The sequence below is a fragment of the Methylomonas sp. PHL2-19 genome (genome assembly GCF_059331595.1).
Map to the genome: position 1 here is coordinate 2,721,922 of NZ_CP196839.1, position 18,424 is coordinate 2,740,345.

The window sequence follows — 18,424 nt, forward strand, 5'->3', positions numbered from 1 at the left end:
TCTTCGCTGTATGCATAGTGTCGGGCCGCTTAGAAGTCCCAGCGCAAGGTGCCGTATACCTCGCGTTGCACGGCTGTGGCGGTGGAAAACATATCCGAGCCGTATTCGAAATGACTGCTGTTCAGCAAATTCCGGCCCACCAACGCCAGTTCCACGCCCGCGCCCAAGTCCCATCCCAAACGTGCATCCAGGTCTTGATAGGCTCTGGATTGCGCGCCGTTAAGGCCGGTTGCATCCGAATAACGCCAGTTCAGATCCAGCTTGAGTTGCGGGGAGAATTGGTACATAGACCAGAGCATGGCTTTATGGGCCGGGTAGCTATCTCCGGAGATCAGCGTGGTGTTGGCAGGTGCCAGCGGAGACAGGCGGAAGCGTTCTTCTTCGTGGCTATAAGTGGCCCGCAATTTCCAATTTTCAGTCGCTTGCCAATCGACACTGATTTCCCCGCCGTAGACTTGTACATGCCCGTAGTTGTTGTAATCCAGCGTCTGCAACATATAGCCGGCGAAGCGTTGGGTATTGGGGGTCAAGCTGGCGTAATCGTCGTAACTGTAATGATACAAGGCTACATCAGTACTGAGTTGGCGACTGAGTTGGCCGCGCCAGCCCAGTTCGAAGCCGAGCATTTTTTCGGCGGTCAAGTCGGGGTTGCCGGTTAGGTTGCGCAGCACGGGCACGGTATTGCCGCGTATCGTGTATGGCTGGGTCTGCAAGCCGTAGGAAATATTTTGCTCGACCCAATTGGGCGTGCGCACCGAGCGGGATACCGAGCCCCAAAACGAATGTTGGTCGTCGGGCGTCCACAGCAAGCGTGCGTTGGGTTGCACTTCGAATTGCGTGACCGGGTTGTGCTCCAGCTTGCTGCCCAAGGTCAAATGCCAACGATCAGGCACCAAGGTAATATCGTCCTGTCCGAACAGGCTGTAGATACGGTCGGTACGATTGCTGGCGCTCATGGAGATTTGCGCGCTGTCCTCAAAATTATTCAGATTGAAACGCACGCCGCTGCCCCACACCAACATGTGGCTATCGTTCAGCTTGTAGTTATGCTGAAAATCGACATCGATATTGTCGATTTGATATTCCGAATTCAAGTAAGGCGATTTCCGGCTGTGCCTGTCCCAATACATGCGCAGTACGGTATTCGAGTCCGAGCTTTGATGTTGTTCCCAGCGTGCTTGGATGTAATGGCCGGAGAACAATTGGTCCGTCGGTAATTCCCGAGAAAAGGGCGGCGCCAGCACCGGCGTCTGTTGGGATGTTAATGATGGGAAGTGTTGCAGTGCGCCATTGCTCTCGCCGAGGAATGCATCGCCTTGCAAACTGAGTTTGTTGGTAAAGTCGATGGCTTTGTCGTAACGAAAACCGATTTTGCTCATCTCGCCTTCATCGCCGGCCTTAGCGCTGCTGCCTAGGGTTTTTGAGTCGCCGTAGTTAGTGTGGCGGCCGTACACTTTTAGATAGGCGTCGCCGCCCAAATCGGCGCCATAGCGCAGACCGCCGCCGTAGCGTTGGCTGCCGACATGACTGGATAGCAAACCGCCTTGCGTGTCTTTGGCTGATTTAGTGATGATGTTGATGACGCCGTTGACCGCATTGGCGCCCCACAAGCTGGCGCCGGGGCCGCGGATGACCTCAATGCGTTCGATGTCTTCCATCATCACATCTTGTTGATCCCACCATACTCCAGAAAACAGCGGGTTATAGACGCTACGGCCGTCCACTAACACCAACAATTTATTGACAAACTGGCTGCTGAAGCCGCGCATCGATACGGCCCATTTGTTGCCGTCCACTTTAGCCACGTGCATGCCCGGCACCACCCGCAAGGCTTCCGGGATGGTTGTAGCCCCGGTTCGGCGGATTTCTTCGTTGCTCAATACAAACAGGGCGGCGGGAACGTGTTTAATGTCTGTGGGCACCTTCATAACCGAGGTCACATCGAGATTCATCAATTGCTCGACGCTGAGGCCGGTCAAATCCGGTAAATTGTCACGTTCAGGCTCTTGATTGGCGGCGTGTGAGGAGGTTTGTCCCAAACACAAAAGCGCTCCCAGGCCGATAGCCCAAGATTTCCGTCGATGAAACGCCTTTTTCATATGATCGGCCCTTTTTTAAAACGTCAACTGTAGTTTCAAACGAAATTCCCTGCCGTTCATCTGTAACAGGTCGAAGCGGTCGCTGTTGATCAGCATTTCATAATGGCTGTCGAACAGGTTATAAACCCCGAAGGATACATCCAGGCCACGCATCAAGCGATCCGTGCTCAGATTCAGATTGACCAGATTGTAGGCATCGGCTTTGCCGCTCTGAAATGTCTTGCGGTCGCCGATGTAAATATTTTCGATGCCGAGCCGGACAAAATCGTCGAACAAAGGCTCAGCATAGTGTAATTTGAAAATATTTTGCGGCGAACCGTAAGCCCACACTCCTTGTCTGGCTTCGTTGGTAAACAAGCTGTAGGTGTAAGATGCCTTGAACATTCTGCCGCTGTCCCAGCGTTTTTCCGCTTCCCATTCCGCACCGTAGGCGTGGTATTTTCCAACATTGTCCAGCAGCGCCGTATCGGGGTTGGCTTTCAGTAACTCGGTGATGTCGTTGTAAAACAAGGAAACCAGCAGTTTCAGCCCGGCATTGGAATGCCATTCGGCAATCGCTTCGTAGCTTCTGATTTGCTCTTCTCTAAGCTCGGGGCTGACGCCGTAATAGTAGTTGTTGTAATCCAGGTTCCAGGCATGCGGGGCGCGAAATGTCGAGCTGTACAGCAGCTTGAAGGTGGTATTCTCCAAAGGGTTCCATATTAAGCCCAGACGCGGATTGAGTTGCAGGCGCTTGAGCATGTGGGTCTGATCTAGGCGCAGGCCGGCGCTGAAAACCAGATTGTCCAGTAACTGGATGTCGTCTTGAGCGTAGAGTTCGACGCGGTGGCCGCTGAGGTCGCTATCCTGATAAATCTGATAAGGGTCGGTAACATAGCCGAATTGGCGCTGGGTTTGGTCGTATTGATATTCCAAGCCGAAAAGTAGTCTATGTCCGTCGAATACGCTAGTCGTGAGTTGCGCTTCGCCGCCCCACCAGCGGCCGCTGGTTTGGTCGTGATAAACGTAATTACCGAAGTCATTAAACGGGTCCTCGGCCATGTAATCGTAGCCCTGATAAAAACCCTTAGCCATGAACGAGGTCTTCGCGTTCAAGGCTTTTTCATATTTCAGATTGGTGAAAAATTGTCTGTCGTAAGTATGCGAGGTGGGATCGTTGAAAACGGCACCGAAAGCCGCGGTCGGCACCCGCTTGTAACGATCAACAAAACCGCCGCTGAGGGTGAATTCTTCGAATTGCATGCGCCCGAACAATCGGTCCGCGCGTTCGGTATCCATGTTATGCGCGATACCGTTGTTGGTACTTGGGTCGTCGAAAGCCGGGAAATATAAATCTTCCACGCCCTGGGTATCGAAATGCGATGCCGACACCAGCACATCGGCGCCATTATCGAATTGCTTGCCGACACTGACGCGGCCTTTGTAGGTGTCAAAACTACCTACTTCACCGGCTATTTGCGCCCCGTTCAAGGCTTTGCCTTTTTTGGTGACCACGTTGATCAAGCCCAAAAACGCATTGGCGCCGTAAATGGTGGAGCCGGAACCGGGAATAAATTCGATACGTTCCACCAAGTCCATGTCCAGCATGAATTCCTGGCCGATATTGCCGGAGTCGAAGATGTTTTCGTTCATGCGCTGGCCGTCGATCATGAACAGCACTCGGGAATTGTAGTCGCCGGACTGAATAAAGCCGCGCACGCCGACAAAGCTATAGTTGCGATCATTGCTGGTGAACAAACCGCGCATGCTGTTCAGCGCGTCCGCCAGCGTGCGCCAGCCGAAAGTGCGTATGTCGTTTGCCGTTAAAATCGAAACCGAGCTGGGGGCTTGACTGGCTTTTTGACCCAGCCTGGAAGCGCGGATGATTTCCACATTCAGCAATTGCTCAATGGACAGTTCAGTTAAATCTTCCGATGCCTTGCCGGCCGCTTGCGCGGTAGCCAAAGGCATCAACAGCATACCTAGGACGATCAGCGCGCGCATTGAAAGTCTTGTCTAGTGGGGAGCGGGGACATGGATAATGATAAGACTCGGCTTAGTGCGCACAAACTGTCGATTAACGCGATATATAAAAACGATTATTTTACAATAGATTATTGTCGTTCAAGCTAGTTAGATTTTAATTCTGGTGTTTTTAGGCAGGGATTGGTTGGAGATGCTGGAAAAGGCCGACGTATCGTTTTGAGATAGTCTGATTGGTTTTGTTTGGGTGAACGCCATCGTTCTCCCGGGGTCGCATGGCAACGACAACCCTATTAGCTGAGGTCAGATCACCCTTTCGGCGCGTGTAATTTCGATGTTGGTAGCCGTGTCGCTGTTGACGAGGATGCCGGTGAGGTCGTTACTAATGCTTTTCGGAAAACAGGTGTTTCCTCCTACTTACGTTAAGGCCTTGCAAGGCAAGGCCTGGAATTCCTTGGCATGACAGCAATATTGCTATCAAGCCGGACAACCTTCCATTTTGTATATGAAGTAACCTTGGCGATTGATCGTGTCAATCACATTAGCCGGTGCTTGTTGAGTATGGCAAAACCGACATTCCTTGCTGGAGACCACCGCATCGCTTTCCCCGATTGAAGATAGCCACTGTTTGGCATACTGAATGGCTTGCTCACTGTCTTTGCTGGCAGTAAATACATCAAAGTGCATGACGTGGTTGTCGTGTGCTTTTACATAGGTATCGTAAACGTGGATTTCCATCAAAAACTCCCGGATGAATAAAGTAAAAATTGCTCGATGCCATTAACAAAATGGCCAGATAAAAAACGTCCAATGCGGTTTTTCGGTTCGGCGTTGGTCAGGCATTCCCTAAAGGTTTGGTGTTCGGAATTCTTTGACAGCGTCATGAGAAAGATGCCGAGATGACGGATTTACATCCGTCATCGGCAGAGATCCGCAAAAACGTTCCCCTTGGGGTGAAAACGCTTCAACGGATTCACTAAAATTCTATAACAATATCGAATCGATATAAAAAGGTTTTTCATTATCCCGATTTCAGCCATGTATTCATACCATCGCGAATGCAGTAACTGTCCATGTTCGCTGATGATATGCCTCAATATCGCCAATAATTACGGAACTGGATGTACCTATACATGCGGCGCGAATGGTCGTCGAATGACTAGCGGTTTTACTTGAACTGAAACCGCAGCGTATTGCGCGCAGCCTGCTAATGGCAAAGGCAGCGCGACTTGAAACCGACTAATTGACGTTAAGCAGCTGTTCGACAGCTAACGATGTTGGGTTTTTAAAACAGTCCCCAATCCCTGTCCGCCCAAATTAATTCATTCCGGCTCGTCATAAATCTCCGATATTTTACGGGGCGGAGCGTCATAGTGCGCCGCGCTTCGAAACCGGCCGTTTAGTAATCGGGTACGCCGATTAGCAGCTAACGCGAGGAAATTGGCTTTGACGACCTGGAACGACAGATTAGGATGCGGAGTTTGCGGGTATCGGCGCTGGGGACGTGTTCAATTTTGTTAAATTGCATAAGCCCATATCGTCGGCCAAGCGATTGCAGGCGCTGATCAACGCCTTGATCGATGCGCTGACGATATTGGCGTCCATGCCGACGCCATACGCCGTGGTTCCGTTCGCTGTCGCCAGTTCGACGAAGGCGCAGGCCTGGGCATCGCCGCCGCTGCCTATTGAGCGTTCCTCGTAGCTGCGCACCGACACTGAGCCGTCAAGGCAATTTAAAGCCTGGACGGCGGCGGCTATCGGGCCGTTACCGACGCCGGTTAAGGTGCGCGGTTGTCCGTCCCATTCGATGTGCAGCTGTATGCTTTGGCCTTGGGCGTGCTCGAACAATTGATGGCACCGGTAACGCAGCGGCTTTGCCACATCGAGATAAGTCTGCGCGAACAATTGCCACAACGCTTCCGCGCCGATTTCGCCGCCGTGGCGGTCGGCGTGCTGTTGAACCACCCGCGAAAACTCGATCTGCAAACGGCGCGGCAGCACCACGCCGAAATGGCTTTCCAGCAAATGGGCGATGCCGCCCTTGCCGGACTGGCTGTTGATGCGGATCACCGCGTCGTAACCGCGGCCGACGTCGGCTGGATCGAACGGCAGGTACGGCACGTTCCAGACGCTATCGGGTTGCCGGGCGGCAAAGCCTTTCTTGATGGCGTCCTGGTGTGAGCCGGAAAACGCGGTGAACACCAACTCGCCGGCATAGGGTTGGCGCGGCGGCACGCTCAAGCCGGTGCACGCCTCGAAATCGCCCACCACCTTCTGGATGTCTGAAAAATTCAGACCCGGCGCCACGCCCTGGGTGTACAGATTCAAGGCCAGCGTCACCAAGTCCACGTTGCCGGTGCGTTCGCCGTTGCCGAACAAGCAACCCTCGACGCGCTCGGCGCCGGCCGTCAACGCCAATTCGGCCGCAGCGACTGCAGTGCCTCGGTCGTTGTGCGGATGCACGCTTAGGATGACGCTGTCGCGGCGGGTGATATGCCGATGCATCAATTCGATCTGGTCGGCGTAGACGTTCGGTGTCGCCGTTTCCACTGACGACGGCAAATTGAGGATGATCTTGTTATCCGGCGTCGCGCCCCAGGCGGCGCTGACCGCGTCGCACACCTCGACGGCGAAATCCGGCTCGGTGGCGGTGAAGGTTTCCAGGCTGTATTGCAGGCGCCACTGGGTTTGCGGCTGGTCGGCGGTTAATTGCTTGACCAATCGCACCGCATCAATGGCCATCGCCAACACCTCGGCTCGGCTCATGCCCAACACCAGTTCGCGAAAAGGCTGGGAGGTGGCGTTGACGATATGGACGATGGCCGAGCGCGCGCCATGCAAGGCTTCGACGGTTCTGCGGAGCAACGGCTCACGGGCGTGGCTGAGCACTTCGATGGTGACGTCGTCGGGTATCAACGCCTCGTCTATCAAACGGCGCACGAAATCGAAATCGGTTTGCGAGGCCGACGGAAACGCCACTTCGATTTCCTTGAAACCGATGCCGCACAAGGTGCGAAACAGACGCAGCTTGCGTTCGGCGTCCATCGGCTCGAACAAGGCTTGGTTGCCGTCGCGCAAGTCGGTGCTCATCCAGATCGGCGCTTGGCTGATCGTGCGATTGGGCCATTGGCGGTCAGCCAATGCCGGTGGCGGGAAAGGGCGGTATTTGTGGGAAGGGTCTGTCAACATGGCTTTTAACTCCTCAAAATGGTAGCCGATAGGGTAGACCAAATCGTCCGCCAGCCGATTGCGTTTATGCGATGTAAAAGGCTGAATGTTGATAGAATATTGCTGTAAATATCGATAATATTTTATTTTATTGTTTTTTTAAATGAATAGCGGGCATTTTATGGAACTGGATCGATACGACCGGCAAATCTTGAACATCCTGCAAACCGACGGCCGCATCAGCAACCAGGAATTGGCCGACCGCATCGGACTGTCGCCGTCACCGTGTTTGCGGCGGGTTAGAGCGCTGGAGGAGGGCGGCCTGATCGTTGGTTACCGGGCTTTGTTGGATGCCAAAGCCTTGGGATTGACGTTGATGGCCTTGATTCACATCTCGATGGACCAACACACGCCGGAACGTTTCAGCACCTTCGAAGCGGCGGTCGCCGGCATTCCGGAAGTCCTGGAATGCCTGCTGATCACCGGCCAAACCGCCGACTACCAGCTCAAGGTGGTGGTCAAGGACTTAGATGCCTACCAGGAGTTGCTGCTGAAACGCATCACCGGCATTGCCGGTGTCAGCGGGGTACATACCAGCTTTGTGTTGCGGCGGGTAGTGGATAAGACGGCGTTTTTGGTTGGGGAAGGGCTTTGACTATTCAGAACGGGTAGGCCGCTTCGTATAAACTGCGCCTAAACACGGCGACTGACAGCGGACCAGCCGTCTACACTTCGATAACTTTCAAGCATTTTCCTACCGTTAGGCTTTCGCATGGTACCAACCTCAATCAGCGGCAACAAAAAGTATTCGCCCCGGCCGTTACGCCTGTGTGTAGCAGGGGCGCAAGTAGCAGCCGAAATTATGAATCCGGCCGTATTTAATATGGGTACACCGTTCGAGCTGCGCCTGTCGAAGCCTGATTTGGCGCGTCCCTCGACAACTCCAGGGCGAATGGTAAAAGCCAGTCGTTTTAAGAATGAAAGCTAAGGTCTGGGCCGCGTTGTTGGCCGTTTATCTGGTGTGGGGATCAACTTATTTGATGATCCGTTTTGTAGTCGAAACATTGCCGCCATTTTTGTCCGGTGGATTGCGTTTTGTGGTGTCCGGCTTCATTTTGCTGGTTTGGCGGCGTCTGGTCGGCGATGCCTTGCCAACCTTGCGGCAGTGGCGTTCGGCGGCCATTGTCGGCATATTGTTATTGCTCGGCGGCAACGGCTTGGTTTGTTGGGCCGAACAAACCGTCCCATCCGGCGTCGCCGCGCTGATCATCGGCGCGGTGCCGATGTTTCTGGTAATGGCCGACGCACTCAGACCTAACGGCACCAGACCGACGCTGCGTGTACTGGTCGGATTGGTCATTGGCTTCATGGGGATTTACTTGCTGGTCGGTCCGACGGCGTTTTCAGACGGTATCCCGGTAAATCTGCCCGGTGTGGCGGCGCTATTGCTCGCCAGTTTGCTTTGGGCCTTAGGTTCAATCTACAGCAAAACTGCGGATTTGCCGAAGACGGCACTGATGACAACCGGCGCGGAAATGCTGACCGGCGGCTTTGCCTTGTTGCTGGTCAGTGCGCTAAGCGAACAATGGGGTGTTTTCAACCTGGCTCAGGTATCGGTTAACTCCTGGCTGGCCTTGGCGTATCTGATCGTGTTTGGCTCAATGATCATCGGTTTCGCCTCCTACGCCTGGTTGCTGCAAAACGCGCCGATCCCGTTGGTAGCCACCTACGCCTACGTCAATCCGCTGGTGGCGGTGTTTTTAGGCAACTGGTTCGCGAACGAACCGCTCACGCCGCGCGTCCTGAGTGCGTCGGTGATCATCATTGGGGCTATCGTATTCATGAATAGTGCGCGCGGCTCAAGGGCCAAGCCGGCAGCGGCGCGACGCGCGAGCAAATGACGGATCTCACTTTTTAAGTCCTGGAGCGGAAGCAAACGCCGAAATGCATTGAGGCTGTTTTCCGATAAACCAATAGTATTCCGGGCACGCTTGGGTTTTGCTTTATGACGGTTTGGATTTGGCTAAGCTTGCAAGTAATCCAAGCAGGTCGATGATTTTTAGAAATGGCCCCGCCTCTTTGTATGGCATGCGAAAATCAACGTCATTATCAAGCGTGCCAAGCGGTCTATTATTGCTTGCCATTACTTTTCCCTGACATTCCACACCTCGCTTTGCCATGAAAATACTGGCTTTATCCGGCAGCTTACGGGCTGTATCCATCAATTCCGCCGTGCTGCGCACTGTGAGGCATTTGGCGCCTTCCTCTATCGAAGTCTATTTGTTTTCCGGGCTTGGCGACTTGCCTTTATACAATCCGGATTTGGAACACGCGCCGCCGGCCGTTGCCCTGCAATTACGCAACGAAGTGGCCGCAGCGGACGCCTTGCTGATCGCCAGCCCGGAATATGCGCACGGTGTTACCGGCACCATCAAAAACACGCTGGATTGGTTGGTGGCGTTTGAAGGCTTTGTCGACAAGCCGGTCGCGGTATTGAACGCTTCGCGGCGTGCCCATCACGCCGATGCAGCGCTCCGGGAAACCTTGGCCACCATGTCGGCCATACTGATCGAAGCCGCATCGATCACCTTGCCGTTGCCGAGCACCCACATCGGCGAAGCGGAGCTGTTGGCGATGCCGGAAATCGTTTCATTACTGACCGGCGTGTTAACCAAAATCCAACGCACGATAACGCTATTGCCGGAAATGAAACCCTTCCTGGGCAGCAGTGTTTATATCGATAGCCAACATCCGGCCATCGTCGGCCAAGCCGCAAAATTGGCTGAGGGCTGCGCCGATGAGGAAGCCATCGCCAAACGCTGTTTCGAATTCGTCCGCGACCAGATCAAGCATAGCTGGGACTACCGGCTGAACCCCGTGACCTGCAAGGCCTCCGAGGTGTTGATCCACGGCACCGGCTATTGTTACGCCAAAAGCCATTTGCTGGCGGCGCTGTTGCGCGCCAACGGCATTCCGGCCGGACTGTGTTACCAGCGCTTGACGCTAGACGGCGATCAGCCGCCTTATTGCTTGCACGGTTTGAACGCGGTTTACTTGCAACAATACGGCTGGTACCGGATCGATGCGCGCGGCAACAAGCCCGGTGTGAACGCGGACTTTTGCCCGCCGCTGGAGAAATTGGCGTTTTCGATTGTGAATCCCTTGGAACACGACTTGCCCGGTATCGATGCAGAACCCTTGCCGGCGGTCATTAAAGCACTAACCGAACACCAAACCGTCGAGCAGGTTTATCACAACTTGCCGGACCTTGCCGTTACTGAGCCATGACGACAAACTCGCCGTTGATCATCCGTACCGCCTTAGCGACCGATGCCGAGTGCGTCAGCCAACTGATTGGCAGCGTTGCCAACCGTTGTACGATTTCCCCTACTGGCGACGGTGCCGAGTTGTTTTATTCGAGCATCAGCCCGCAAGCGATTGCTAGCTACATCGCTAATGCAAATTTCCTTTATCTGGTGGGTTTGCTAAACGGTAAGCTGGCCGGTGTGGTTGCAGTTCGCGATGCCCGGCATCTTTTTCATCTGTTTGTGGCGCCTGACTGCCAATACCAAGGTATCGGCACGGCATTGGCGTTGCGCGCCATCACCTTATCGTTGGCCGCATGCCCGTCGGAGACCTTCACGGTGAATGCCGCGCTATCCTCCGTGCCGTTTTATGCTCGGCTGGGATTTCAGCCGCTGGGGCCTAAGATTGAGGACAAAGGCGTGGCATTTGTGCCCATGCAATTGCCAAGCTCAGCGTTAAACTCCCCATCGTGGCGATGATAGCCATTTCCCTGCCGGATGGCCCGTCCTGCCCCGGATTGCTGAAATATTTCACGATTTGCCGGGGGTTTTGTCCTTGGCTTTCTCCGCCGGTTTTGCTTGGGCTTCCACTACACCCACGGTTTCGCCTTCCACTAACAGATCCGAGGGGCTGGCGACCAAGGTATCGCTGGCGGAGATGCCTTCCAAAATTTCCAGTTCGCGGCCAAAATCGCGGCCCAGTTTTACCGGACGAAACGCCACACGATGTTCCGCATCGACCACTACCACATGCGGACCGGCTTGATCGATCACCAACACATTAGCCGGCACCACCAAGGGGCTGGATTTACCGGCGACGTTGATCGAGATCTCCACGTAGGAACCGGGCAGTAACTTTCCGTCTTTGTTGGGCAGGGCGATATCTACCTGCCGGGAACGATTGACCGGGTCCAGCGCGCCGGCTACATGATCCACATGGGCGCTCACCGGTTTACTTTGCGAATCGAGGAGTCTTACTGAGACTTCCTGGCCGGCCTTGATGTCGTCGGCATAGACTTGCGGTACCCAGACCGTTAGTCGTAAAGGGTCGGTTTGGGTTAACGCGAATAACTCCTGGCTGCCGGCCACGATCAAGCTGCCGACATCGACCGCCCGCCGGGTAATCACGCCGGAAAAGGGTGCGACGATGCGCCGATAGCCTTCGATATTTTCCAGGCGTTTGACATTGGCTTGCGCGGCAGAGAAATCGGCTTCGGCTTGCAGGAAAGCGCTGCGTTTTTCGTCGAACTCCTGTTGCGTGCCGCTGTCGCTGCCGTTCAATTGCGTCCAGCGTTGCAGGGTGGTGCGGGTCAGCTCCAGCCTGGCTTTGACTTGCGCCAGCGCGGCGCGCGCTTGCGCCAGTTCCTGTTCCAGCTCGGGCACGTCGATAACCGCCAACAAGTCGCCTTTCTTGACCTGATCGCCTATGGTTTTGTGCCAGGCGCTCAAGTAGCCGTTGCTGCGCGCATACAGTTGGGTTTCGGTGTTGCCACGCAAACTGGCGGGCAATACCAACTTGCGGGTCGCCTCGCCGCGCCTTGAATGCGCGGCGATGACGCTGCGCTGTTGGCTGGCCGCCGTTTGCGCCTGCAAGGTTTCCGCTTGCTGGAGATTCTGTGCCAGGCGCCAGGCGCCGGCCAGCAGGAGCAATAACAATAGCCCCAGACCCAGCCGTTTTACTACCAGCAGGGTGCGGTGCGTATGGTCGGTGGACGGTCGCGCAAAGGTAGAAGAAGGGATGCTATTCATATGATTTTAGGGAGTTACAAAGCTTGTACGATGCGAAAGGCGGTGCGCCAGCCAGCGGTGGGTGCCGGCAAACACTAGCGGCACGAACAGTAAAGTGGACACGGTGGCAAAGGCCAGGCCGCCGATCACCGCGCGGCCCAACGGCGCGTTTTGTTCGGCGCCTTCGCCCCAGCCTATGGCCATCGGCAACATGCCGACGATCATCGCAAACGCGGTCATCAGCACCGGTCTCAGCCGGGTAGCCGCCGCTTCCAACGCTGCCGTCACCGGCGGTACACCTTCTGCCAGACGGGTGCGGGCAAACGACACCAATAAAATGCTATTGGCGGTAACCACGCCCATGGCCATGATGCTGCCGGTCAAGGCCGGAATGCTCAAGGTGGTGCCGGTCAAAAACAAGGTCCAGGCGATGCCTGCCAGTGCGGCGGGCAGGGCGCTGACGATAATCAGCGGGTCCAACCAGGATTGAAAATTGACTACCAGCAACAGGTACAGCATCACAATTGCTACGGCCAAGCCGGCTCCCAAACCGGTAAACGAACTTTTCAGAGTTTCGATCTGGCCGCGCACGCTCAAATCGACGCCGCGCGGCAAATGGCTGCGGCTGTCGGCAACCAGCGTTTCGATTTCTCTGCTCACCGAACCCAAATCGCGGCCTTCGACGCTGGCGTAAATATCGAACACGTTATTGGCGTTGTAATGCGTCACTGCGACGGGTAACACGGTGCGTTTCAGTTTGACTAAATTGCCCAGCAATTGCGGCTGGCCGTTACCACCGCCTACCGGCGTGCGCATCAAGGCATCCAGATTATCCAAGTCCAGCGGATTACCCATCACGCCGATATTCACCGAGTTGCCGTTAGCCGGATTCAGCCAGAACGACGGCGCGGTTTGCATGCTGCCGCTCAGAGTCAATAACAGGTTTTGCGCCAGATCGCGGGCCGATAAGCCCAGTTGCTGCAATTGTTGGCGATTCATTTCCAAATCCAATGCCGGCCGATTCATACGCTGGTAAATATGTGCATCGACGATGCCGGGAATTTGCCGCAATCGATTTTGCAAGGCGATGACCTGCGGCATCACCTCGTCCGGTTTACCGCCGATGAATTGGATGTCGATAGGCGCCGGCACGCCGAAATTCAAGGTCTGGCTGACCTGATCCGCGGGCTGGAAGAAAAATTCCAGGCCGGGAAATTGTCCTGGCAGTTCTGCGCGGAGGCGTTTGATATAGTCGGCACTGGGCGCATGATCGCCGGGACGCAGTGAAATCATGATTTCGGTATCGGCGGTTTCCACGGTGCCGGAATTGCCGAATAAGGTGTTGCGAGTGCTGTAGGGGCCGCCGATGATGTCGAGCAGATCGGCGATTTCTTCGGCGGGAATAATGCCGCGAATGACTTTTTCCACCGCATCGATGTGTTGCGGCATTTCCTCGATGCGGGTGCCGGAAGGCGCCCGGACATGCAGGCGAATCTGCCCGGCGTCCACGGCCGGAAACAAATCTTCTCCCAATAGCGGCACCAAACCCAGCGATGCCAGGCAAAAGCCTAGAATTGCCGAGCTATAGCGCAAACGGTGTTTCAGCAAATGGCTGGCCAGGATCAAATAATGGCCGCGAAACTGTTCGAAGCCGCGCTCGAAGGCGTGATGCAGGCGTTGAAAGCCTCTCGCCAGCGCGTTGGTCGGCGGCGCATCGGTATGGCCGTGATGGCCGGACATCACATACATCACCAGCGTCGGCACCAAGGTACGCGAGAGAATGTAGGAAGCCAGCATTGCGAATACCACCGCTTCCGCCATCGGTACGAATAGGCTGCGCGCCACGCCGGACAGGAAAAACATCGGTACGAACACGATGCAGATGCACAACGTCGAGACCAGCGCCGGCATCGCGATTTCCGCCGCGCCGTCCAAGATGGCTTGATGCGGGTTCTTGCCCAGCAGCATTTGCCGCTCGATGTTTTCGATTTCCACGGTGGCATCGTCCACCAGAATCCCCACCGCCAAGGCCAGGCCGCCCATCGTCATCAGATTGATAGTCTCGCCGACTAAATATAATGCGATCAACGAAACCATGATGGACAGCGGTATCGATACCGCGATGATGCAGGTGGTGCGCCAATTGCCCAGAAACAGCAGGATCATCGCCGCAGTCAAGCCGGCGGCGATCAGCGCTTCGTGCAACACATTGCCGATTGCCGCTTTCACGAATAGGGATTGGTCGAACATTAGCCGCATATTGATGCCATCCGGCATCAGGTCGAGCATTTTCGGAATGGTTTGCCGGACGTGCTCAACCACTTCCAGCGTCGAGGTACGACCAACCTTAAAAATGGAGGTCAGGATGCCGCGTTCGCCGTTTTGCCGGGCGATGGTGGTCACTGGGGCCGCGCCGTCGCGCACCGTTGCCACGTCGCGAACGAGCGTTGTCACACCGTTCACGGTGCGGACCGGCAGGTCGGCGAGCCGGGGTATCGCCGCCACTGCGCCGTTCAGGCTGACGTCGTATTCGTTACTGCCGATTTTTACCGTGCCGGTGGGCAGGATCAGGTTTTGCGCGGCCAGGGTATCGTTTAAATCGGCAGGCGACAGGCCGCGCGCCAACAGGGCCGGGGCGTCGACATCCAGCGTAATTTGCCGGCTTTTCGCGCCGAACGGATTCGTCATCGCCACGCCGGGTTTGGATTGCAATGCGGTTCTGGCGATATTATTCACCAGATCGTTGACATCGGTTTCCGGGACGACGCTACTGGAAATGCCCAACTGCACCAACGGCAGATCGGCCGCCGAATATTGAATGACTTGCGGCGGTGCCACGTTGGTGGGTAACGAGCGGTAAACCGAGTTGCTGCTGGACATCACCTGGGCGATGGCAGTGCGGATGTCGGTGCCCGGATGGAAAAATACTTTAACCACAGCCGCCCCGCCGTAAGACAAGGATTCGCTGTGTTCGATGCCGTCGATCAGTGCCATAGAGCGTTCGACGCTGGTGGTCAGGCGGTCGGCAATTTCTTTGGCGGTCATGCCGTTGTATTGCCAAAGCATCGCTACCACCGGAATATCGATGGTCGGGAAAATGTCGGTGGGCATTTTCCGTAACACATAGGGTGTAGACAATAGAATCAACAGCGCCGCCACGATAAAGGTATAGGGGCGGCGTAAAGCAATATTAACGATCCACATGGATTTTTCGGGAGATCCGATTGGTTAGCGAGGTCTGGCCGGTTTTAAAGCTAGCGTTTATCCGGCAAAGGCAATTTAGTGCTTGTCCCAAGCAAGTGCTATACCAAGCAATCTCCATCGGTTTTTACAAGCATAGTGTCCTGCAGGCGCTTGGGCTTAGGTGAGAACCAGCAACATAATTTTTTCCGGAAAATGTTCCAAGCTGTTGGTATGCAAACAGGCGGGGATCAAAAGCTGCTGCTCTGGCAGCAGGGCGCTGGTCTAAGCACGTTTAGCCTGAGAACAGCAACCCGGCGTATCAAGCCTTGGTGCGCTCAGCTTTACCTATCAACTCGTCGGATAATTCTTCCTGATAGAGTTGGGTGATCGCTTTGGCCTCTTCGGTTTCTTCACTTTCTTTTACCGCTGTACGAAATCCCTTGATAGCATCGCCCAAATCGGCGCCGACATTCTTCAAGCGCTTGGTGCCGAACACCAAGACCACAATCGCTAAAACTACTAATAGGTGGGGAATGCTCAAGCCCATGTTTTGCTCCAAAGTTGAAAGTTGCGGATGTTAGATTAAGTCGCTTAATGAGTTTGACTTAGTCTTTTCAAGGCGGTCTTCAGCAAGATAAGGGCCAATCTGCCGAGTGAGCACTGGAATAAGCCTAAGTGCCGCTGTGTTCCAGGCATATCAACAACACTGGTTTTAGTTACCGATCATAGAAGCAGGCGGGGCAACGGCAAGCAACCAAAAAAATGCTGATTTACAAGCATGACGCCAGCAAATGCTGCTGGTATACGAACAGGCCGCAACATAGTGGGCATGTTTAAGCAGTGATTTCGGCTGACCGGGCTTGTTGAAAAAGCCCGAGCTAATTGGATTGGCGCGAAAAAACGCCATGCCCGGCCAGTAAAATGCAGGCCTATGAAAATATGGTGAAATATCAACACTAAATCAGCAGATTATGTTGCTGTGGCAACATTTGGGTTTCACAAAAACCTGTAATCCTTTATGATGTGCTGAAAACACGAAGTGGCATGAACCATGCTTAGAGCCTGGTATCTCGCTGTTATTTTCCGAGCATTTTGTCTCCATAACATCCACTTCTGCTGACCGGATCGCCGGAAGCCAGTGTGTCCCCAAAGGACTGCTGGCTTTTTTTTGGTCTGTGGTCGGCGCTGGCGCCGGTGTGTGGGCTGACTTTGGGCACGGGTAAGGCTGATTTTTGTTTGGCGTTGGCGTATCGGCAGTTAATTTGCGCTGCCGCTGACGAATCACTATTTTTGACATCTCAGGAAAAGAGTTTTCATGGAACAATTTTTGAGTGGCGGCATCGTTGCTCGCAGTAAAGGGGAAACCGTATGACATTATTGGCATTTGACGAATTGCAATTACGACAGCTGTCGCACACGGTGCGGGCCACGGCGATGGTGTTCGAGGATCCGGTTTCACGAAAACTGTTGGAGCACATCGAGCGAATCGCGCCTAGCGATGCGACAGTGTTGATCATCGGCGAGACCGGCACCGGCAAGGAATTGGTCGCCAGGCATGTGCATGCACTGAGTAAGCGCGCCAAAGGACCGTTCGGGGCTCTGAATTGCGCGGCACTCAGTGAAAACCTGATCGAAAGCGAATTATTCGGCCACGAAAAAGGTGCTTTCACCGGCGCTTTAAATACCAAAGAAGGTTGGTTCGAAACCGCCAATAAAGGCAGTTTGTTTCTCGACGAAGTCGGTGATTTACCGCTGGGCTTGCAAGCGAAATTATTGCGGGTTCTACAGGAAAGGGAAGTGGTCAAGGTGGGCTCGCGCACGCCGTCGCCGGTGGATGTCAGAGTCATCGCCGCTACCAATGTTAATTTGGAAGAAGCGGTGGCGGCGTCGCATTTTCGCGCCGATCTGTATTACCGTTTTAATGTGGCTGCGATTCACTTGGCACCGTTGCGGGAACGGCCGGGCGACATTTTGCCTTTGGCCAGGCACTTTCTGAAGGTCTACGGCGACCGCCTGGGCTACGGCGAAATTAAATTATCGCCATCCACCGAGTTGGCCTTGTTAAATTACGATTGGCCCGGCAATATTCGTGAGCTGGAAAATGCCGTGCATAGAGCATTGTTGGTCTGCCCCGGCAATCGCTTGCGTCCGGAGGACTTTAAGTTATCCGGTGTGCGAGCTTCGCAGACCGGACCGACAGTTTCCACTTCGTCGCTGGAGAGTTCGCTACTACGTTTGTGCGAACAAGCGCCGCCTAAGTTATTCGATATTATCGAAGAAACCGTGATTCGTACGGCGTTCGAGTTTTGCGAAGAAAACCAGGTGCAAACTGCGCGCTTGCTGGATATTAGCCGCAATGTCCTGCGGCACAAACTAGGGCTGTATGGCATGTTGGCCAATGGTCAAAGAAAATTGGCCGTCGCCTACGAAGAAAGCGAAGAGTAATCTCAGCAAGCTCGCCGATGGCGAGCTGCCTGCTATTTTGCAGGGGCCGGGGTAGACGTCGCCGGGCCGATGCCGACAATCTGCAGAATCGTGTCTTCGTCTTTGGCACCGTCATAATGGATTTCGTTGCCGTAGTGGGTAACGAAGCTACCCGCCGGCACCGCTTGCAAATGCGCCGGATCATAATCCGTGCCGGTGCCTACCCACCAAGTTCCTGAAATCACGGTTATGAAGCGGTCGTTCGGGTGCGAATGCGGCTTGCTATTGTGATGAGCCTTCCACTTGTTCAGCACCACATACAGGCCGGGCTTGTTGGGATCGCCTACTAATACCGCGCTCTCCGAGCCGCTGGGGTTTGCCACCCAATTAATCTGCTCGGGCAGTTTGATGTTGATGGCTTTGGGGTCGAGTTCCAACGCTGCCGCCGAGCTATACGCGCAGCATAGCGCGACCGTCAAGATCGGTAGCGATAACGTTGGTCGAATAGGTTTACCTAACATCTTAGTCTCCAAATTATAGGTTGTTAGCGCCATG

Annotated in this window: 14 protein-coding genes; 5 read left to right on the forward strand and 9 right to left on the reverse strand. The window is 54.7% G+C overall.

The window, feature by feature from the left end:
- Positions 1–29: 29 nt before the first annotated feature.
- From ACR02O_RS12635 to leuA, 4 genes are all read right to left on the reverse strand, one after another.
- Positions 30–2,099, reverse strand: a complete 2,070-nt coding sequence (locus ACR02O_RS12635; RefSeq protein ID WP_171695636.1) for a TonB-dependent receptor plug domain-containing protein — start codon at positions 2,097–2,099, stop codon at positions 30–32.
- A 15-nt stretch (positions 2,100–2,114) separates the two neighbouring features.
- Complete coding sequence (locus tag ACR02O_RS12640) at positions 2,115–4,082, reverse strand: TonB-dependent receptor plug domain-containing protein (protein WP_458137334.1); 1,968 nt, start codon at positions 4,080–4,082, stop codon at positions 2,115–2,117.
- A gap of 456 nt (positions 4,083–4,538) precedes the next feature.
- The gene (locus tag ACR02O_RS12645; RefSeq protein WP_033156411.1) at positions 4,539–4,799 is read right to left on the reverse strand and encodes a DUF2024 family protein; all 261 of its coding nucleotides are present in this window, start codon (positions 4,797–4,799) and stop codon (positions 4,539–4,541) included.
- Positions 4,800–5,528: 729 nt separating this feature from the next.
- On the reverse strand, positions 5,529–7,250 hold the full coding sequence (gene leuA, locus ACR02O_RS12650) for a 2-isopropylmalate synthase (RefSeq protein WP_458137335.1): 1,722 nt from the start codon (positions 7,248–7,250) through the stop codon (positions 5,529–5,531).
- Positions 7,251–7,392: 142 nt separating this feature from the next.
- Here leuA and ACR02O_RS12655 point away from each other — a divergent pair, with 142 nt between their 5' ends.
- Complete coding sequence (locus ACR02O_RS12655; RefSeq protein ID WP_494521731.1) at positions 7,393–7,884, forward strand: Lrp/AsnC family transcriptional regulator; 492 nt, start codon at positions 7,393–7,395, stop codon at positions 7,882–7,884.
- 322 nt (positions 7,885–8,206) lie between these two features.
- A complete protein-coding gene (locus ACR02O_RS12660) occupies positions 8,207–9,130 on the forward strand; it encodes an EamA family transporter (protein WP_494521732.1) in 924 nt (307 codons plus the stop codon).
- A gap of 102 nt (positions 9,131–9,232) precedes the next feature.
- On the opposite strand, the gene ACR02O_RS12665 is transcribed toward ACR02O_RS12660, so the two are convergent.
- Complete coding sequence (locus ACR02O_RS12665) at positions 9,233–9,451, reverse strand: hypothetical protein (protein WP_494521733.1); 219 nt, start codon at positions 9,449–9,451, stop codon at positions 9,233–9,235.
- 10 nt (positions 9,452–9,461) lie between these two features.
- Here ACR02O_RS12665 and ACR02O_RS12670 point away from each other — a divergent pair, with 10 nt between their 5' ends.
- Together ACR02O_RS12670 and ACR02O_RS12675 are read left to right on the forward strand one after the other, a co-directional pair.
- The gene (locus tag ACR02O_RS12670) at positions 9,462–10,517 is read left to right on the forward strand and encodes an NAD(P)H-dependent oxidoreductase (RefSeq protein WP_494521734.1); all 1,056 of its coding nucleotides are present in this window, start codon (positions 9,462–9,464) and stop codon (positions 10,515–10,517) included.
- Complete coding sequence (locus ACR02O_RS12675) at positions 10,514–11,014, forward strand: GNAT family N-acetyltransferase (protein WP_458137338.1); 501 nt, start codon at positions 10,514–10,516, stop codon at positions 11,012–11,014. Before ACR02O_RS12670 ends, ACR02O_RS12675 begins: the two co-directional genes overlap by 4 nt.
- A gap of 51 nt (positions 11,015–11,065) precedes the next feature.
- Here the strand turns inward: ACR02O_RS12675 and ACR02O_RS12680 are convergent, their stop codons facing one another.
- The 3 genes from ACR02O_RS12680 to tatA form a co-directional block, all read right to left on the reverse strand.
- Entirely contained in the window at positions 11,066–12,283 is a 1,218-nt protein-coding gene (locus ACR02O_RS12680; RefSeq protein WP_458137339.1) for an efflux RND transporter periplasmic adaptor subunit, read from the reverse strand.
- A gap of 6 nt (positions 12,284–12,289) precedes the next feature.
- Positions 12,290–15,466, reverse strand: a complete 3,177-nt coding sequence (locus ACR02O_RS12685) for an efflux RND transporter permease subunit (protein ID WP_458137340.1) — start codon at positions 15,464–15,466, stop codon at positions 12,290–12,292.
- Between the two features lie 298 nt (positions 15,467–15,764).
- Positions 15,765–15,992 carry a twin-arginine translocase TatA/TatE family subunit gene (gene tatA, locus ACR02O_RS12690; RefSeq protein WP_458137341.1) on the reverse strand — a complete coding sequence of 76 codons (228 nt, stop codon included), beginning with the start codon at positions 15,990–15,992 and terminating at the stop codon, positions 15,765–15,767.
- Between the two features lie 821 nt (positions 15,993–16,813).
- On the opposite strand from tatA, the gene ACR02O_RS12695 reads away from it, so the two are divergent.
- Complete coding sequence (locus ACR02O_RS12695; RefSeq protein ID WP_171695630.1) at positions 16,814–17,890, forward strand: sigma-54 interaction domain-containing protein; 1,077 nt, start codon at positions 16,814–16,816, stop codon at positions 17,888–17,890.
- A 32-nt stretch (positions 17,891–17,922) separates the two neighbouring features.
- Here ACR02O_RS12695 and ACR02O_RS12700 read toward each other — a convergent pair whose 3' ends face one another.
- The gene (locus ACR02O_RS12700; protein ID WP_445369441.1) at positions 17,923–18,390 is read right to left on the reverse strand and encodes a cupin domain-containing protein; all 468 of its coding nucleotides are present in this window, start codon (positions 18,388–18,390) and stop codon (positions 17,923–17,925) included.
- Between the last annotated feature and the right edge of the window lie 34 nt (positions 18,391–18,424).

Coding starts and splice junctions, on each gene's coding strand:
- ACR02O_RS12635 (WP_171695636.1), bottom strand. CDS start 2,099: ATGAAAAAGGCGTTTCATCGACGGAAATCTTGGGCTATCGGCCTGGGA.
- ACR02O_RS12640 (WP_458137334.1), bottom strand. CDS start 4,082: ATGCGCGCGCTGATCGTCCTAGGTATGCTGTTGATGCCTTTGGCTACC.
- ACR02O_RS12645 (WP_033156411.1), bottom strand. CDS start 4,799: ATGGAAATCCACGTTTACGATACCTATGTAAAAGCACACGACAACCAC.
- leuA (WP_458137335.1), bottom strand. CDS start 7,250: ATGTTGACAGACCCTTCCCACAAATACCGCCCTTTCCCGCCACCGGCA.
- ACR02O_RS12655 (WP_494521731.1), top strand. CDS start 7,393: ATGAATAGCGGGCATTTTATGGAACTGGATCGATACGACCGGCAAATC.
- ACR02O_RS12660 (WP_494521732.1), top strand. CDS start 8,207: ATGAAAGCTAAGGTCTGGGCCGCGTTGTTGGCCGTTTATCTGGTGTGG.
- ACR02O_RS12665 (WP_494521733.1), bottom strand. CDS start 9,451: ATGGATACAGCCCGTAAGCTGCCGGATAAAGCCAGTATTTTCATGGCA.
- ACR02O_RS12675 (WP_458137338.1), top strand. CDS start 10,514: ATGACGACAAACTCGCCGTTGATCATCCGTACCGCCTTAGCGACCGAT.
- ACR02O_RS12680 (WP_458137339.1), bottom strand. CDS start 12,283: ATGAATAGCATCCCTTCTTCTACCTTTGCGCGACCGTCCACCGACCAT.
- ACR02O_RS12685 (WP_458137340.1), bottom strand. CDS start 15,466: ATGTGGATCGTTAATATTGCTTTACGCCGCCCCTATACCTTTATCGTG.
- tatA (WP_458137341.1), bottom strand. CDS start 15,992: ATGGGCTTGAGCATTCCCCACCTATTAGTAGTTTTAGCGATTGTGGTC.
- ACR02O_RS12695 (WP_171695630.1), top strand. CDS start 16,814: ATGACATTATTGGCATTTGACGAATTGCAATTACGACAGCTGTCGCAC.
- ACR02O_RS12700 (WP_445369441.1), bottom strand. CDS start 18,390: ATGTTAGGTAAACCTATTCGACCAACGTTATCGCTACCGATCTTGACG.